Source organism: Streptomyces sp. CA-135486, assembly GCF_050936555.1.
Taxonomy (GTDB): Bacteria; Actinomycetota; Actinomycetes; order Streptomycetales; family Streptomycetaceae; genus Streptomyces.
The window spans coordinates 2,028,655-2,043,753 of sequence record NZ_JBNJMM010000002.1 but is presented as its reverse complement, the minus strand read 5'-3'; the positions used below and the strand labels follow the sequence as shown (position 1 = coordinate 2,043,753).

The 15,099-nt window shown below is 69.5% G+C and carries 10 protein-coding genes; 2 read left to right on the top strand and 8 right to left on the bottom strand.

Features of this window, described 5'->3' with window-relative positions:
- Positions 1–43: 43 nt before the first annotated feature.
- A complete protein-coding gene (gene nrdR, locus ACQEVG_RS28720; protein WP_432989040.1) occupies positions 44–556 on the bottom strand; it encodes a transcriptional regulator NrdR in 513 nt (170 codons plus the stop codon).
- A 589-nt stretch (positions 557–1,145) separates the two neighbouring features.
- Here nrdR and lexA point away from each other — a divergent pair.
- Positions 1,146–1,931: a transcriptional repressor LexA gene (gene lexA / locus ACQEVG_RS28715; protein ID WP_432989038.1), complete on the top strand. Its 786-nt coding sequence runs from the start codon at positions 1,146–1,148 to the stop codon at positions 1,929–1,931.
- A gap of 133 nt (positions 1,932–2,064) precedes the next feature.
- On the opposite strand, the gene ACQEVG_RS28710 is transcribed toward lexA, so the two are convergent.
- The 5 genes from ACQEVG_RS28710 to ACQEVG_RS28690 all read right to left on the bottom strand — a co-directional run bounded on the left by ACQEVG_RS28710 (position 2,065) and on the right by ACQEVG_RS28690 (position 10,236).
- Positions 2,065–4,059 carry an ATP-dependent DNA helicase gene (locus ACQEVG_RS28710; RefSeq protein WP_432989036.1) on the bottom strand — a complete coding sequence of 665 codons (1,995 nt, stop codon included), beginning with the start codon at positions 4,057–4,059 and terminating at the stop codon, positions 2,065–2,067.
- A gap of 76 nt (positions 4,060–4,135) precedes the next feature.
- Positions 4,136–6,055 carry an IucA/IucC family protein gene (locus tag ACQEVG_RS28705; protein WP_432989034.1) on the bottom strand — a complete coding sequence of 640 codons (1,920 nt, stop codon included), beginning with the start codon at positions 6,053–6,055 and terminating at the stop codon, positions 4,136–4,138.
- A 71-nt stretch (positions 6,056–6,126) separates the two neighbouring features.
- The gene (locus ACQEVG_RS28700) at positions 6,127–6,891 is read right to left on the bottom strand and encodes a GNAT family N-acetyltransferase (RefSeq protein WP_432989032.1); all 765 of its coding nucleotides are present in this window, start codon (positions 6,889–6,891) and stop codon (positions 6,127–6,129) included.
- A 41-nt stretch (positions 6,892–6,932) separates the two neighbouring features.
- On the bottom strand, positions 6,933–8,834 hold the full coding sequence (locus ACQEVG_RS28695; RefSeq protein WP_432989030.1) for an IucA/IucC family protein: 1,902 nt from the start codon (positions 8,832–8,834) through the stop codon (positions 6,933–6,935).
- A gap of 25 nt (positions 8,835–8,859) precedes the next feature.
- Positions 8,860–10,236 (bottom strand): diaminobutyrate--2-oxoglutarate transaminase family protein, encoded by a 1,377-nt coding sequence (locus tag ACQEVG_RS28690; RefSeq protein WP_432989028.1) that lies wholly within the window; start codon positions 10,234–10,236, stop codon positions 8,860–8,862.
- Positions 10,237–10,542: 306 nt separating this feature from the next.
- Between ACQEVG_RS28690 and ACQEVG_RS28685 the strand changes: the two genes are divergently transcribed.
- Positions 10,543–11,718 (top strand): trypsin-like serine peptidase, encoded by a 1,176-nt coding sequence (locus ACQEVG_RS28685; RefSeq protein WP_432989026.1) that lies wholly within the window; start codon positions 10,543–10,545, stop codon positions 11,716–11,718.
- Between the two features lie 198 nt (positions 11,719–11,916).
- Here the strand turns inward: ACQEVG_RS28685 and hflX are convergent, their stop codons facing one another.
- Positions 11,917–13,407 (bottom strand): GTPase HflX, encoded by a 1,491-nt coding sequence (hflX, locus tag ACQEVG_RS28680; protein WP_432989024.1) that lies wholly within the window; start codon positions 13,405–13,407, stop codon positions 11,917–11,919.
- 182 nt (positions 13,408–13,589) lie between these two features.
- Positions 13,590–15,059: a M1 family metallopeptidase gene (locus tag ACQEVG_RS28675; RefSeq protein ID WP_432989022.1), complete on the bottom strand. Its 1,470-nt coding sequence runs from the start codon at positions 15,057–15,059 to the stop codon at positions 13,590–13,592.
- Between the last annotated feature and the right edge of the window lie 40 nt (positions 15,060–15,099).

Sequence of the window (15,099 nt, the reverse complement as noted above, 5' to 3'; positions counted from 1 at the left end):
GCGGGCCGATGAGGCGGGCCCTGGGCGATCGGCGCGGTGGTGCTCAGTCGGCGGCGGTGGCGGGCACCGGGACCTCAAGGGTCTCGCCGGTCCCGCGCTTCTCTGCGGGAGGCCGCTGTTCGCGGAGTTCCGCGATGGCGGCCTCGAAGTCTTCGAGCGAGTCGAAAGCCCGGTACACGGACGCGAATCGCAGGTACGCGACGAGATCGAGTTCCTGCAGGGGGCCGAGTATGGCCAGACCCACGTCATGGGTGGTCAGCTCGGCGCTGCCGGTGGCGCGCACCGCTTCCTCGACCCGCTGGCCGAGCTTGGCGAGAGCGTCCTCGGTGACCGGTCGCCCCTGGCATGCCTTGCGCACGCCGGAGATGACCTTGGTGCGACTGAAGGGCTCGGTCACTCCGCTGCGCTTGATCACCATCAGCGAGGCGGTTTCCACCGTCGTGAAACGCCGGGAGCAGTCGGGGCACTGCCGACGGCGGCGGATCGACGTTCCGTCGTCGGTGGTGCGACTGTCGACGACACGACTGTCGGGGTGCCTGCAGAAGGGGCAGTGCATGGCTCTCCCAACCCTCCTTCACAGCACGACTGAATGGCCTCGACCGGCTTGCCGAAGCCCTTCGAAGCAGCCCCAAGCATAGGCGATGGCAGCGGTCTTGGCGGACCGGGGACCACAACTTCTGGGCGGCGGACACAATCCAACCACTAGATCTGGGGTTGAGTCGCTTTTTTCACCCTCAGCGCGTGTCGCGCGGCGGCGGTCGCCTACGGGAGGCGTACGAGTGGTGGCGCCGCGTCATCAAGGCGGCGCGGGACCTGCCCAAGGGCGGGCCGCAGACGAGCCACGGAGGGGCCACAGACGAGCCCACGAGCGGCCAGGGACCAGCCAGGAGAGTACGGGAGCCGCACGGCTCCCTGGATTCCGGGCCGCCGGGTGCAAGACTGGAATCACCCCACCCGTCGACACCCCGCCGGTGGAGGCTACCGTACTGGCCCGCATTGCCTTACGGTCTGAGCGTTCGTACATACACCCAGGCAGGCGCCCGCGTCAGACAATCTGCGATTTTTCACTCGAACGTGTGTTTGGCGCAACCTTTCGAAACCCACTACCGTTGTCCAGCTAGGGAGACCATTCGAGAGGGGCCGACGTGACCACCACCGCAGACAGTGCCGCCATCACTGCCCAGGACCGCTCCCAGAACCGATTCGAGCCGGTGCATGCCATGAATGACGCAGCCACGCCCTCCGAGGGGCAGAAGCCCACGCGTTCACTGCCCGGCCGACCTCCAGGTATCCGGGCCGACAGCTCCGGACTCACGGATCGGCAGCGGCGCGTCATCGAGGTGATCCGCGACTCCGTGCAGCGTCGGGGATACCCGCCGTCGATGCGTGAGATCGGCCAGGCTGTCGGGCTTTCCAGCACCTCCTCCGTCGCGCATCAACTGATGGCGCTGGAGCGCAAGGGCTTCCTGCGCCGGGACCCGCACCGCCCCAGGGCATATGAGGTGCGCGGCTCCGACCAGCCCAGTACGCAGCCGACGGACACCACAGGAAAGCCCGCAGCGTCCTACGTTCCGCTGGTCGGCAGGATCGCCGCCGGTGGCCCGATCCTCGCCGAGGAGTCGGTCGAGGATGTGTTCCCGCTCCCCCGCCAGCTTGTCGGCGACGGCGAGCTGTTCGTGTTGAAGGTCGTGGGTGACTCGATGATCGAGGCCGCGATCTGCGACGGTGACTGGGTGACGGTCCGCCGCCAGCCCGTCGCCGAGAACGGGGACATCGTGGCCGCGATGCTGGAGGGTGAGGCCACGGTCAAGCGCTTCAAGCGGGAGAACGGCCATGTATGGCTCCTCCCGCACAATGCTGCGTATCAGCCCATTCCGGGTGACGAGGCGACGATTCTCGGCAAGGTGGTGGCTGTGCTGCGGCGGGTGTGAGCACCCGCCGGCTCTGACCGGGCCCCGGGGCCCACTGCGCCGGTCCCGGGGCCCTGCTGTGCCCGTAAACCGCAGGCCGGGCGCATTCCATGAGGCCCAGCCGTACGGCAAGCCCCACCAGTGTCCTGCCGTACTACTTGCCCTCAGCCTTGGCGGCGGCGTCGATCGCGGCCAGCGAGCGACGCACCTGGTTGCGGTCCGTCGTGTACCAGAAGTCCGGCAGCGAGGCGCGCAGATAGCTGCCGTAACGGGCGTTGGCCAGCCGCGGGTCGAGTACGGCGACGACGCCGCGGTCGCCCGTGGCGCGTACGAGACGACCCGCGCCCTGGGCCATCAGCAGCGCGGCGTGCGTGGCGGCGACGGCCATGAAACCATTGCCGCCGGCCTCCTCCACGGCCTTCTGCCGGGCGCTCATCAGCGGATCGTCGGGACGCGGGAACGGGATCCGGTCCATGACGACCAGCTGGCAGGCGGGCCCCGGGACATCGACGCCCTGCCACAGGGAGAGCGTGCCGAACAGGCAGGTCTCAGGGGAGGCGGCGAAGGACTTGATCAGCTCACCCAGCGTTTCCTCGCCCTGAAGCAGAATCGGCTTGTCGAACCTGCCGCGCAGTTCCTCCGCCGCAGCCTGAGCTGCCCGCATGGAGGAAAAGAGGCCGAGCGTACGACCGCCGGCGGCCTCCACGAGATCAGCAAGTTCGTCCATCATGTCGCCGCGGGAACCTTCGCGCCCCGGCGTCGCCAGATGGCGGGCGACATAGAGAATGCCCTGCTTCGGGTAGTCGAACGGCGAGCCGACGTCGAGTCCCTTCCACTGCGGACTCACGACCTCAGCGGCTCCGCCCTGGGCATCGCCTGCGGTGCCCTCGGGGGCCAGGCCGAGCGAGGCCCCGACTCCGTTGAAGTCGCCGCCGAGCTTCAGCGTGGCAGAGGTCAGCACCACGGACCGCTCGGCGAAAAGCTTCTCGCGCAGCAGACCGGAGACCGAGAGCGGGGCCACCCTCAGGGACGCGCCGAAACGGTCGTGGCGCTCGTACCAGACGACGTCGTACTCGGACCCTTGCGTGATGCGCTCGGCCACGTCGTGGATGTTCTCAACGGACGCGAGGGCCTGCTTGCGTACGGCATCCTCGTCCTGGACGGACTTGTCGCGGGTGCTGCCGAGGGCCGAGATGACCGTGCGGGCAGCGTCCCGCAGGGCCATCAGAGCGTATGCCAGGTCCTCGGGGATCTCCTCGAGCCGACCGGGCAGCGCGAGCTCCATCAGCCGCTCGAAGGTCTCGGCGGCGGTCTGCAGAGCGTCCGCCGCCTTCTCGTTGACCAGCTTGGCGGCGCGGCGCACGGCACGGTTGACCTGGCCCGGCGTGAGCTCGCCGGTGGCGACGCCGGTGACCCGGGAGACCAGCTCATGGGCCTCGTCGACGATCAGCACCTCGTGCTGCGGGAGCACTGGAGCGCCCTCGATCGCGTCGATGGCCAGGAGTGCGTGATTGGTGACGACCACATCGGCGAGCTTGGCGCGCTCGCGGGCCGCCTCGGCGAAGCACTCGGCACCGTACGCGCACTTCGAGGCGCCCAGGCACTCCCGGGAGGAGACGGAGACCTGCGCCCACGCCCGGTCCGAGACTCCCGGGGTGAGATCGTCCCGGTCTCCGGTCTCGGTCTCGTCGGACCAGTCACGCATCCGCAGCAGATCCTGGCCGAGCTTGCTGGTGGGCGCGGCAGCCTCGAACTGGTCGAAGAGCCCGTCCTCCTCTTCCTGCGGCACGCCCTCATGCAGACGGTGCAGACAGAGATAGTTGGAACGACCCTTGAGCATGGCGAACTCGGGTCGGCGGCGCAGCAGCGGGTGCAACGCCTCGACCGTACGCGGAAGATCACGCTCCACGAGCTGCCGCTGCAGGGCCAGCGTCGCCGTGGCCACGACCACACGCTCCCCGTGCGCCAGGGCGGGCACCAGATAGCCGAGGGACTTTCCGGTGCCGGTGCCGGCCTGGACAAGCAGATGGGAATTGTCGTCGACGGCCTCGGCAACGGCCTCGGCCATGGTGACCTGGCCTGGTCGTTCCACACCGCCGACGGCGGTGACGGCGGCGTGGAGGAGCTCGGGGAGGGATGGCTTCGTCATAGCCGCACCAGCCTACGGGGCACCACTGACAACGCGATCGCGCATCCGACCATCGATGGGTTCGGCGACGGGGTCATCAAAGGGGGCCCAGCGGATTGGGAACCGTGCCGTGCACGGCGGCGTGCGGGCGGTCAGGGCGATCCCGGTAGCCGTCGAGATGCAACCGGTTGCGGTTCAGGCAGAGACGCTCGATACGCGGCGTGAGCAGGTCGAACGTCTCGTAGCGCTCCTTGAGCTCCGGGAAGCGGGCCTGGTGGCGCAGGATCTCGGCCCGTACGAGCGAGAAGAACTGCTCCTCCGGAACACCCAGTTGCTCCTCACACAGGGGCGCAAGAAAGCGGAAGACCCCGATGAAGAGCCCTGCGTGGATGAACTGGGTAAGGAAGGCGGGCTCCTCGGTGAGGAGAATCCGCCGCACGTCGTCGGGCATGGAAGCGTGCTCGGGCAGCGGCTGGGCGCTGACGTTCACATCATCGACGAAGTCCTTGATCGCCAGCCGTACCGGCACATCATTGTCGTCGAAGACGACGATCGCGTTCTCTCCGTGCGGGGAGAAGACGGTGCCATAGCGGTAGAGGAAGTGCAGCAGCGGCGGGAGCAGCGCGGAGAAGAGCCGCCGGAGCCAGGCAGCCGGGGCGAGCCCGGAGCGGGCGACGAGTTCGGCGGTGAACGCTCGGCCGTGAAGGTCGGTGTGCAGCAGTGAGGCGAGGGTACGGGCCCGCTCGCCCGGGGCGAGGCGGGGCCCCAGCGGCTCGCGCCAGATCGCTCCGAGGAGCTCCTTGTACTGGTAGGGCACCTCGGGAAGGTGGTCGTAGAGAGGGTGCTCGACGGTGACGGACGCGACCTCCCCGAGCAGGATCACGCCGCATTCGTCGCGCAGAAAGGGGTCCGCGTCGCGCAGGCCGTGCACCCAGGCGGTGACTGCGGGGGCGGCGAGGGTGCGTTCGGTCGGCAGGCCACGCCAGACCAGGGTGTTGAGGATGGACAGCGGCAGTTTGAGGGTGTGTCTCTCTGCACGGTCGACGTTCACGAAGGTGCGGATGGACTGCTGAGGCAGTCGCAGATCACCGTCCGAGGGAAGCGGAACGATGTCTCCTCTTGCGACGGCGGGGGCGAAGAGAGGCAGGAGCACCTCGTCCCACTGCCAGGGGTGTACGGGGAGAAAGAGGTATGCGTCGGGGTCGAGGCCCCTGCCGCGCAGCGCGGTGGCGAAGGACTCGCGTACGGCGTCGTCCAGTTCACGGGCGTACAGATCGTCGGGTCCGGCGAGCCCGGGAACTCCACGGTAGTCGGCGAGGCTGCGGCTGACCGCAAGCCAGGGCAGCCGGGCCGGCCTGCGGGCCTCGGGCGACCAGAGGGCGGTGTCGGTGGCGGAGAAGCCGATACGGCCCTTGTTGAGCACGAGCCAGGGGTGGCCTGTCTGGTGGCCTTCGATGTCGGCGTAGCCGAGGTCGGCGAGCTCGGCGGCGGTGAGCGCGCTGTGATCGAGCCCGGTGTCGGAGAGAAGGGTGACGGTCAGCTCCCGCAGGAGATGTCCGAGGGTGGCGCCGTCGAGAGCAAGCAGGCGATGGGCCCGGGAGAGGAAGGCGAGCGGATCGGTGAAGCGCCGGGCATCGTGCTCGATGGAGTGCGGATCGACCCGCCAGCCTCCGTACGCTCCGCGCCGGGCCCGGAAGGTAAGGCTGGGGCCGTCGTCGATCGTGAGTGTGTAGCGGCCGGCACGGGATGCCGGGACCGGCTCGGTGGCCTCGTCCCGCCCGGTGATCTCCTCCCGCCCGGTGAGCGCTTCGGGCCCGGTGATCCCTCCCGTCCCGGTGACCGCTTCTGGCTCGGTCACCTCTTCCGGCTTGATGATCTCTTCGTAGGCAAACTCGCCGAGCATCTTGGCCAGCAGGCGGCCGGCGGCCAGGTCCCATGCCTGCGGGGACAGGCCCGGCGGCGTGAACGGGACCATGAGCGGCTGTTCGGAGTCGTGGGTGGCAGGGAACTTCGGCACGGGGACTCCTCGAGTGGAACCGATGCGGGTCGAGCGGTGTAGGTAAGGCAGCGGTCAAGGCAGCGGGTCGTTCACAGCAGGTTGCGAAGGGCGCGGTCGCGGACCATGAGCGCGGCCCGCTTGTCAGGAAGGTCGACTTCGGCGGAGAAGCGGAATCCGGCACTCAAGAAGGCCGAGACGGAAGGGGTGTTGCGGAGATCGGGTTCAGCGATGACGCGTGCGCATCGGGGGCGATGGTCGAGAACGAGATCGGTGACGGCTCTGAGGAGGGTCGAGCCGATACCGCGGCCGCGGTCTGCCACGCCGCCGATGAGGAGGTGGATGCCGGTGTCATGCGGACGGGCGGGATAGTGCCGTGCCAGTGGGTCGAGATCGGCGCGGTAGATCTCGAAGTAGCTCATGGGAATGCCACCGAGCACGCCGAGACAGGGGACGCTGCGGCCGTCCCCGTCGAGCTGGCTGCGCAGATGGGCGGCGGTGACGGAGTCGGGTCCCGCCATGTCCCAGAAGGCAGCCACGGCGGGGTCGTTCATCCAGCGGGTGATGAGCGGCAGGTCACGTTCGATGCGTACGGGGACGAGCTGGAAGGCCCCGAGCGAGGTGGTTACGGACCCCCACTCGGCCGGGGCGTCCAAAAGGTCGCCGGCGGCCGCGGTGTCCGCCTTCTCGGGGCCGGCGGCCGCCTCGTCCTCCCGGAACAGTGCGAGGAATTCCTCCGGCAGCCGCAGGTCCAAGGTGTCCTCGGCGCCCCCGGCGAGCTGCGGTGCTGGACCGCCCCCCGCGAGCTGGGGGGTGGGACCGGGTCCGGTGTCGGTGCTCGCATCGGTGGGAGGCACGGTGGCGCTCTCCTCTCGCAGGTCGGTCGGGTTGTGTTGCCTCAAGAACGAAGGGGGTTGGTGATGGTGACGTAGACGGACTGGGTGTCGACCGGGCCGACGAGCTCGTCGAGGCCGCGCAGCCGGGTGAGCAGATTGGCCTTGGAGCGGAGCGTGGGGGCGTCGAGGAGCTGCGCGGGAAGTGGCGAGCCGAGGCCGGCGTTCGCGGAGAGGAACTGCCGGAACGCGGCGATGAGGACGCGCTCGTCGGCGAGGCGCTGCGAGCCGAAGGCACCGATCAGGCCGCAGACGTTGTTGATGCCGAGGTAGTAGGCGAAGCGCTCGTCGGTGACCTCGTCGGAGACAAAGGTGTCGCTCATGGAGCCGATGCCGGGCAGTCGGCTCTCGAGTGCGGCACGGTGCGACTGACGGAAGTAGTAGCCCTGGTTGTCGCGGTAGCGGCCGCCGACGGGCCAGCCTTCGGGGTCGAGGATCACCAGGGTGTTCTGCTGGTGGGCTTCAAGGGCGATGCCCGCCTTGGCGTCCAGCCAGAGCACCGGGCGTACGACGTGGTCGAGGTAGCGCAGGAACCACTCCGCGGCCACGGCGCCGGTGGGGCGGCAGGTGCGCTCGGCAAGCCTGGCCACGATGTCGGCGAGGCGCGAGTACATCCCGGGTCGGCCCGGCCATGGGCGGGGCGCGGTCAGACCCGCGACGCAGACAGCGTCGTCGCCGAGACCGAAGGGATTGTGGCGCAGCACGACGTCGAGTCCGGCCAGCGGTTCGCCGTCAGCATTGTCGACGGCCAGCCAGGCGGGGTCGCGCACGATGTCGAAGCCAGGGTGGGCGGCCTGCCACTGTTCGGCGAGTCCGGTGCGGAGCAGGCGGTGGACCTCGACGCCGCGGTGGAGTTCCTTGCGGAGGTTCTCACGACGGGAGTTGGTGATGCGTAGGCCGAGGGAGAGCTTGAGCATGGCCGGGGCGCCGGGCCGGTGCACGGTGCGGACCGAGGAGGTGGGGTGCCAGGGGTCTCCCCAGGGCCCCAGGTCGTGCAGGAGGCCGGCGTCGAGAAGGGCCCTGACGCCAGGCCGGTGTCGCAGTTCGCGAGCCTGCCAGGGGTGCAGCGGCAACGCAACGGTGTGGTGAGGGAGTTGGAGGTCCCCGCAGAGGCGAGCGATGAGCCGCTCGGCAGGCAGAGTGCGGCCCTGTTCAGTCCAGGCCGATTCGGTGGCCAGTACTGACTTGTCGACAGCCATCCAGTGCAAAGGGAAGGAGCCGTGCAACTCCGGTGAGTAGAGCTCGGCTTCCGCCTCGGAGAGGCCTTGGCGGCTCTTGGGCGTGGGGTGCAGCGGGTGGCCGAGCAGGAGCGACTGCTCGGCGGTGAGGAAGAGGTCCGCCTCGGGAGCGGGAGCGGGGTCCGCGCGGCGGTCGCTGATGAAGTCGGCGGTGCGCCGTACCGAGTCGGCCACCCGGCCGACCAGGTCGGCGCCTTCGGTCTGGCCCGCCTCGCGGCCGAGGAGGGCCCCGACGGTGACGCCGTCGGCGACAGGCGCATCGGGCAGTGCTCCCTCGAGGGCAGGCAGGCCGAAGCGGTGCCATCCGCTGGGCGACCAGTACCGGACGGGGACCAGCAGTGCCGTGCCGCTGGTGTGCAGGGGGATGCGCAGGGTGTGTCCGTCGGGCTTGTCGAGGTTGTTCTCCCGCACCCAGCAGCGGAGCAGATTCTCGACGGCCGCCGCGTCCGCGGCGCGGTACGGATCCGGATGGTCGAGGAGCTCGATGTCTCCGGCTCCGGCGGACGGGCCGGTGGTGGGCGTCTGCTGTTCGCTGTGACCGGCCATCTGTTGGCGCGGCACCATCGCCGCCTCAACAGTGACGCGGCCGCGCACACCGCCCTGTCCTCGTTCGGGGGCGGTGGAACGGCCGTCGGCCTCGGGCGCATCGGGTGCGGGGGTGGGATTCACGGAGTCTTCCTTGTGATCGTCCGGGTCAGTAGGACTGTCCGCCGTCGGTGCTGCGCTGCCGTGAACGCTCGGCGGCGGCCACGGCATCGGCGAAGCGATCGAGGACGGCCATGGCCTGCTCGTCGGTGAGTGTGAGAGGAGGGAGCAGTCGTACGACGCCGGAGTGGCGTCCGCCGAGTTCGACGATGAGCCCGCGCGTCAGGCACTCCTGCTGGACGGCGGCGGCAAGAGCGGGTGCGGAGGGCGGGACCAGGGCGTCCGGCGGTGCGGCGTCGGGGTCCACGAGCTCGACGCCGATCATGAGGCCCCGGCCGCGTACGTCCCCGATGCAGGGGTGTGCCGCCGCCAGCCCCTGGAGGCGGCCCAGCATGCGCGCGCCGAGGGTTGCGGCCCGGTCGGCGAGCCGGTTCTCGCGTACGAAGGCGAGGGTGGCCGCGCCCGCCGCCATGGCGAGCTGGTTGCCGCGGAAGGTGCCGGCGTGGGCACCGGGCTGCCAGGCGTCGAGTTCGGACCGGTAGACGATCACGGCCAGGGGAAGAGAGCCACCGATCGCCTTGGACAGGACCATCACGTCCGGTACGACGCCGCTGTGTTCGACCGCCCAGAAGGTGCCGGTTCGCCCGACGCCCGTCTGTACCTCGTCGGCGATCAGGGGGATGGAACGGGCGGCGGTGATCTCCCGCATTCTGCGCATCCAGGCGTCCGGGGCGGGGATCACCCCGCCTTCACCCTGCACCGGTTCCAGGATCATTCCGGCCGGCCTGGGCACCCCGCCCTTGGGGTCGTCGAGGAGGCTCTCGGTCCAGCGTGCGCCGAGTTCGGCACCGCGTTCGCCGCCGACGCCGAAGGGGCAGCGGTAGTTCTGCGGGAAGGGCAGCCGGGACACCCGTACATCGCCGGCGCCGCCCGATGCGTCGAGGGCGCCTGCCGTCATCCCGTGGTAGGCGCCGGTGAAGGTGAGGAGGCCGTTGCGGCCGGTCGCCGTGCGGACGAGCTTGAGAGCCGCCTCGACCGCATCGGTGCCGGCGGGCCCGCAGAACTGGATGCGTGCGTCATCGGCCAACTGCCGCGGCAGCGTGGCGAACAGCTCCGTGGTGAATGCGTCCTTGACCGGAGTGGCGAGGTCCAGGACGTGCAGCGGCGCCCCCGAGTCGATGACCTTCTTGATCGCTTCGAGCACCACGGGATGGTTGTGACCGAGCGCCAGGGTTCCCGCACCCGAGAGGCAGTCGAGATAGCGCCGACCGTCCGCTCCCTCGATCGTCAGCCCCCTGGCCCGGACAGGAACGATGGGCAGCGAGCGTGCATACGTACGGGCCGCGGACTCGCGGAGCGACTGACGGCGCAGAATTCCCTCGTGTGCGACGGGCGGCGCCACCGGGGCAGGTTCGGTCACGGCCACGGCTGTTGGTCCTCCTGCTGTAACGGTTGCGTTGCACATCGGTACAGCGTTCGTACGCCGCCCGGCCGGGCTGAACGCTCGCCTTGAGCACCCCGTACGTACCAACGACGCCGGAAGCCGGGGATCACGGGCAATCGGAAGATCCTTGGGGCGGAGGATCGTTGGCGACGGAACCGCGGACCTGGTGCGCGCCGTCACCATCGACACCGGCATAGTTGGGGGCCGCACTGCGGCCGGGGCCCCTCGGCCGGGGTGAGCAAGGCGTTTGTCAGTTCAGAAATACTGAAGTCCCAGGGGGATCAAGAGATGCGACCCATTCGCCCGACGCTGGCAGCGGCTTCCATCGCCGCCGTGCTCGCGCTGGCTGCCACCGCCTGTGGTCCGAGCGAGGACAACGCGGGCGGCAAGCCGAGCACTCCCGTGAGCCAGCCCGCCGACGACAAGATCACCATCCCGGACGATCTGAAGGACCGGCTCAAGGAGCACGGGATCGACCTGGACAAGTGGAAGAACGGCGAGTGGAAGAACTGGAACAAGGACAAGTGGCTCCGTGAAGCCAAGGACTTCGTCAATCCGATCATCGAGGACCTGTGGGACCCGGACCGGATGCGCGAGGCCGAGAAGCCGCCGGAGAAGCCCGTCGACAACGACATCTCGGGCGACAAGGGTGTCACCGACCCGACTCCCGAGCCGGTCAACGCGCAGGCCGTGAAGGCCCCGTACCACTCCAACGCGGCGGAGGCCGGCAAGGTCCTCTTCGACGGACCCGAGGGTTCCATGGTCTGCTCGGCGACCGTCGTGAAGGACCCCGCGAACCCCGGCAAGTCCAACCTGGTGTGGACCGCGGGCCACTGTGTGCACGCGGGCAAGAAGGGCGGCTGGTACCGCAACATCGCCTTTGTGCCGTCGTACAACGACAGCGCCAAGTCCACCTCCGAGCTGGCGAAGATGACCAAGGAGCAGATCGCTCCCTACGGCGTGTGGTGGGGCGACTGGGCCCAGACCTCCGAGCAGTGGATCTCCCAGGGCGCCGCGACCGGCGGCCAGGGCGCACCGTTCGACTTCGCGGTGATCCATGTGACCCCGGAGAAGGGCAGCACGGGCAAGTCCCTCGAGGAGACGGTCGGTTCGGCGCTTCCGGTGGAGTTCAACGCCCCGGCCGTGTCGAAGATCGACAACATCACCGCCACCGGCTACCCGGCGGCGCCGCCGTTCGACGGCGAGAAGCTGTTCCAGTGCTCCGACAAGCCGGGCCGGCTGTCCGTCAAGGCCAACGAGCCGACGATGTACCGCATCGGCTGCACCATGACCGGCGGTTCCTCCGGCGGTGGCTGGGTGGCCAAGGGCCAGGACGGCAAGCCCGCCCTCGTGTCCAACACCTCCATCGGCCCGGTCACGGCCGGCTGGCTGGCGGGTCCGCGCCTCGGTGACGAGGCCAAGGGCGTCTACAACGCGGTCAGCAAGAAGTTCGCGGGTCGCTGAGCGCCTGTCCGCGCGAACAGAGGGAGGCGGGGCGGTCACCAATGGCTGGCTGGCCGGTCCTCAGCTGGGCAGGGAGCCGAGCGTCTCTCCCACGTGATGAGCGAGAAGTACGGCGACACGTAGCCGACGGGATCGCAGGAAACCCGAAGGCCCGCGCCCCAAGTGGGGTGCGGGCCTTCGGTCCTGCAGTGGGTCGCGTCAGTGAGTCACCGGGACATACGGCGCCAGCGCCGCGGCCAGTTCCTCGTGCACCCGTGCCTTGAGCAGCGTGCCCTCCGTGGTGTGCTCCTCGGAGAGAACCTCGCCCTCGGCGTGGACTCGCGAGACCAGCCCACCCTGCGTGTACGGCAGGAGAACCTCGACCTCGACCTTGGGGCGCGGCAGCTCGACATCGATGAGCGCGAGCAGCTTGTCGATGCCCGCACCGGTCCGCGCCGACACCGCGATCGCATGCCGCTCGATGCGCAGCAGCCGCTGCAGCACCAGCGGATCGGCCGCGTCCGCCTTGTTGATCACCACGATCTCGGGCACGTCCGTGGCGCCCACATCGCGGATCACCTCGCGCACGGCGGCCAGCTGCTCCTCCGGCGCCGGGTGTGCCCCGTCCACCACATGCAGGATCAGATCGGAGTCCCCGACCTCCTCCATGGTGGAGCGGAACGCCTCGACGAGGTGGTGCGGCAGATGCCGTACGAACCCGACGGTGTCGGCCAGGGTGTAGGTCCGGCCGCTGGGCGTCTCGGCCCGGCGGACGGTCGGGTCCAGGGTGGCGAACAGCGCGTTCTCCACCAGGACGCCGGCGCCCGTGAGGCGGTTGAGCAGCGACGACTTTCCCGCGTTGGTGTATCCGGCGATCGCGACCGAAGGCACCTTGTTGCGCCGGCGCTCCTTGCGCTTGATCTCACGGCCCGTCTTCATCTCCACGATCTCCCGGCGCATCTTCGCCATCTTCTCGCGGATCCGACGCCGGTCCGTTTCGATCTTGGTCTCACCGGGACCACGGGTGGCCATGCCGCCACCGCCGCCGCCACCCATCTGCCGGGACAGCGACTGACCCCAGCCGCGCAGCCTGGGCAGCATGTACTGCATCTGCGCCAGCGCGACCTGCGCCTTGCCCTCTCGGGACTTGGCGTGCTGGGCGAAGATGTCGAGGATCAGGGCGGTCCGGTCGACCACCTTGACCTTCACGACGTCCTCAAGGTGAATCAGCTGGCCGGGGCTCAGCTCGCCGTCGCAGACGACGGTGTCGGCTCCGGTCTCGAGCACGATGTCGCGCAGCTCCTGCGCCTTGCCCGAGCCGATGTACGTGGCCGGGTCGGGCTTGTCACGGCGCTGGATCACGCCGTCGAGCACCAGCGCGCCCGCCGTCTCGGCGAGTGCCGCCAGCTCCGCGAGGGAGTTCTCCGCGTCCTGCACCGTCCCCGAGGTCCATACACCGACCAGCACCACACGCTCCAGGCGCAGCTGCCGGTACTCGACCTCGGTGACGTCCTCGAGCTCGGTGGAGAGGCCCGCCACACGCCGCAGAGCGGCACGCTCGGAGCGGTCGAACTGATCGCCGTCCCGCTCTCCGTCGATCTCGTGGCTCCAGGCGACGTCCTCTTCCATCAGGGCATCGGCCCGAAGGCTCTCGGTGCGCGTCTCCGCGAAGCTCTGCTCGTCCTGGGAAGGGGATGAAGAGGAGGTCATTGGATCCTTACGTCGATGGGAGGGATGAGACGTGCCGAGGGGAAAGTCCTGTATGGGCAATACCCTCGTACGACAGTCACAACGCGTGACGGGCTCGGATGATTCCCGGCGGGTTCCCGGCCCCGGTCGCGTCGCCGACCCATTGATGGTCGCACGCGCGTGCCGAGGCCGTCACCCCGATTTCAGCGGGTGGGGGGCGTCGTCGCAGCGGTGCTCCGCCAGTCCGCGTGCCCCGGCATCGCAGGCGTCCGCTCCGCGTACAGCCACTCCTGGAAGAACTTCGACAGATCACGCCCCGAGATCCGTGTGGCGAGCGCGATGAAGTCCGCGGTCGTCGCCGTCCCGTCCCGGTGCTCCCGCACCCAGGCGCGCTCCAGCTGCTCGAAGGCGCTTGTCCCGATCGTCTGCCGCAGGGCGTACAGAACCAGCGCGCTGCCGTCGTAGACCACGGGCCGGAAGAGGCTGATCTTCTGCCCCGGCGCCGGTGGCTTGGGCGCCGCGGGCGGCCCGCCGTCCGCCCGCCACTGATCGGAGTACGTGTACGCCGCGCGCATCCGCTCCTGCACCGACAGCCCCGGCTGCCCCGAGGTCTCCTCGGCGTACATCGCCTCGTACCAGGTGGCGTGCCCCTCGTTCAGCCACAGATCGGACCAGGTGCGGGGCGAGACGCTGTCCCCGAACCACTGGTGGGCCAGCTCGTGCACCATGATCGAGTCGATGTACCACTCGGGCAGCGTGCCGCCGGTGAAGAGCGAGCGCTCGAACAGCGAGAGGGTCTGGGTCTCCAGCTCGTATCCCGTGTCGGCGTCGGCGATCAGCACTCCGTACGTCTCGAAGGGGTAGCGGCCGACGCGCTTCTCCATCCACTCCAGGTGCGCCGGCGTCCGCTTCAGCCAGGGCTCCAGCGTCTCGCGGTCGGCGGCAGGAACCACGTCGCGCACCGGCAGTCCGCCCGGCCCTGTGCGCGCGAGCACGGCGGAGCGGCCGATCGAGACCTGCGCCAGCTCGGTGGCCATGGGGTGTTTGGTCCGGTACGCCCAGGTGGTGGTGTCGCCGGTCGCGGTCTTGTCCGTGCGCATCCCATTGGCCACCGCCGTGAGCTCCTTGGGAGCGGTGATCCGGAAGGTGAAGTAGGCCTTGTCGGCGGGGTGGTCGTTGGACGGGAAGACCCGGCGCGCGGCGTCGGCCTGGTTCGCCATCGCCAGTCCGTCGCTTGTGCGCACCCAGCCCCCGGCGTCCGAGGAGCCGCTGGGGTCGCTGGTGTGACGGACCGTGATCCGCAGGCGGGTGTTCCGCTCCACGGCGGTCTCCGGCTCCACCACCAGGTCCTCTCCGGCCTTCGAGAACTCCGCGGGCCGGCCGTTGACCTCCACCGAGCCGACCGTGCCATGGGAGAAGTCGAGGTTGATGCGGTCCAGTCGCTCCGTCGTCAAGGCGTCGATCTTGGTGACGGCGTCCAGCGGCTTGGTGTTGCTCCCGCTGTAGGTGAGAGCGATGTCGTACGCGGTGACGTCGTAGCCGGGATTGCCGAGGTGCGGGAAGAGCGGATCGCCGATGCCGAGCGGTACGGGTGGGGGCAGGGCCGCGGCGACGAGGGTGGCCGCGGCGGTGGCCAGCAGGGCGGCACGCAGGCGCCGAGATGTGAGCAGCATGACCTACGGCTATCAGCGCACCCGGCGGGGACCGTGACGG

What these genes read in the sequence shown, in the direction of transcription:
- nrdR (WP_432989040.1), bottom strand. Translation starts at nt 556, where the DNA reads ATGCACTGCCCCTTCTGCAGGCACCCCGACAGTCGTGTCGTCGACAGT.
- ACQEVG_RS28710 (WP_432989036.1), bottom strand. Translation starts at nt 4,059, where the DNA reads ATGACGAAGCCATCCCTCCCCGAGCTCCTCCACGCCGCCGTCACCGCC.
- ACQEVG_RS28685 (WP_432989026.1), top strand. Translation starts at nt 10,543, where the DNA reads ATGCGACCCATTCGCCCGACGCTGGCAGCGGCTTCCATCGCCGCCGTG.
- hflX (WP_432989024.1), bottom strand. Translation starts at nt 13,407, where the DNA reads ATGACCTCCTCTTCATCCCCTTCCCAGGACGAGCAGAGCTTCGCGGAG.
- ACQEVG_RS28675 (WP_432989022.1), bottom strand. Translation starts at nt 15,059, where the DNA reads ATGCTGCTCACATCTCGGCGCCTGCGTGCCGCCCTGCTGGCCACCGCC.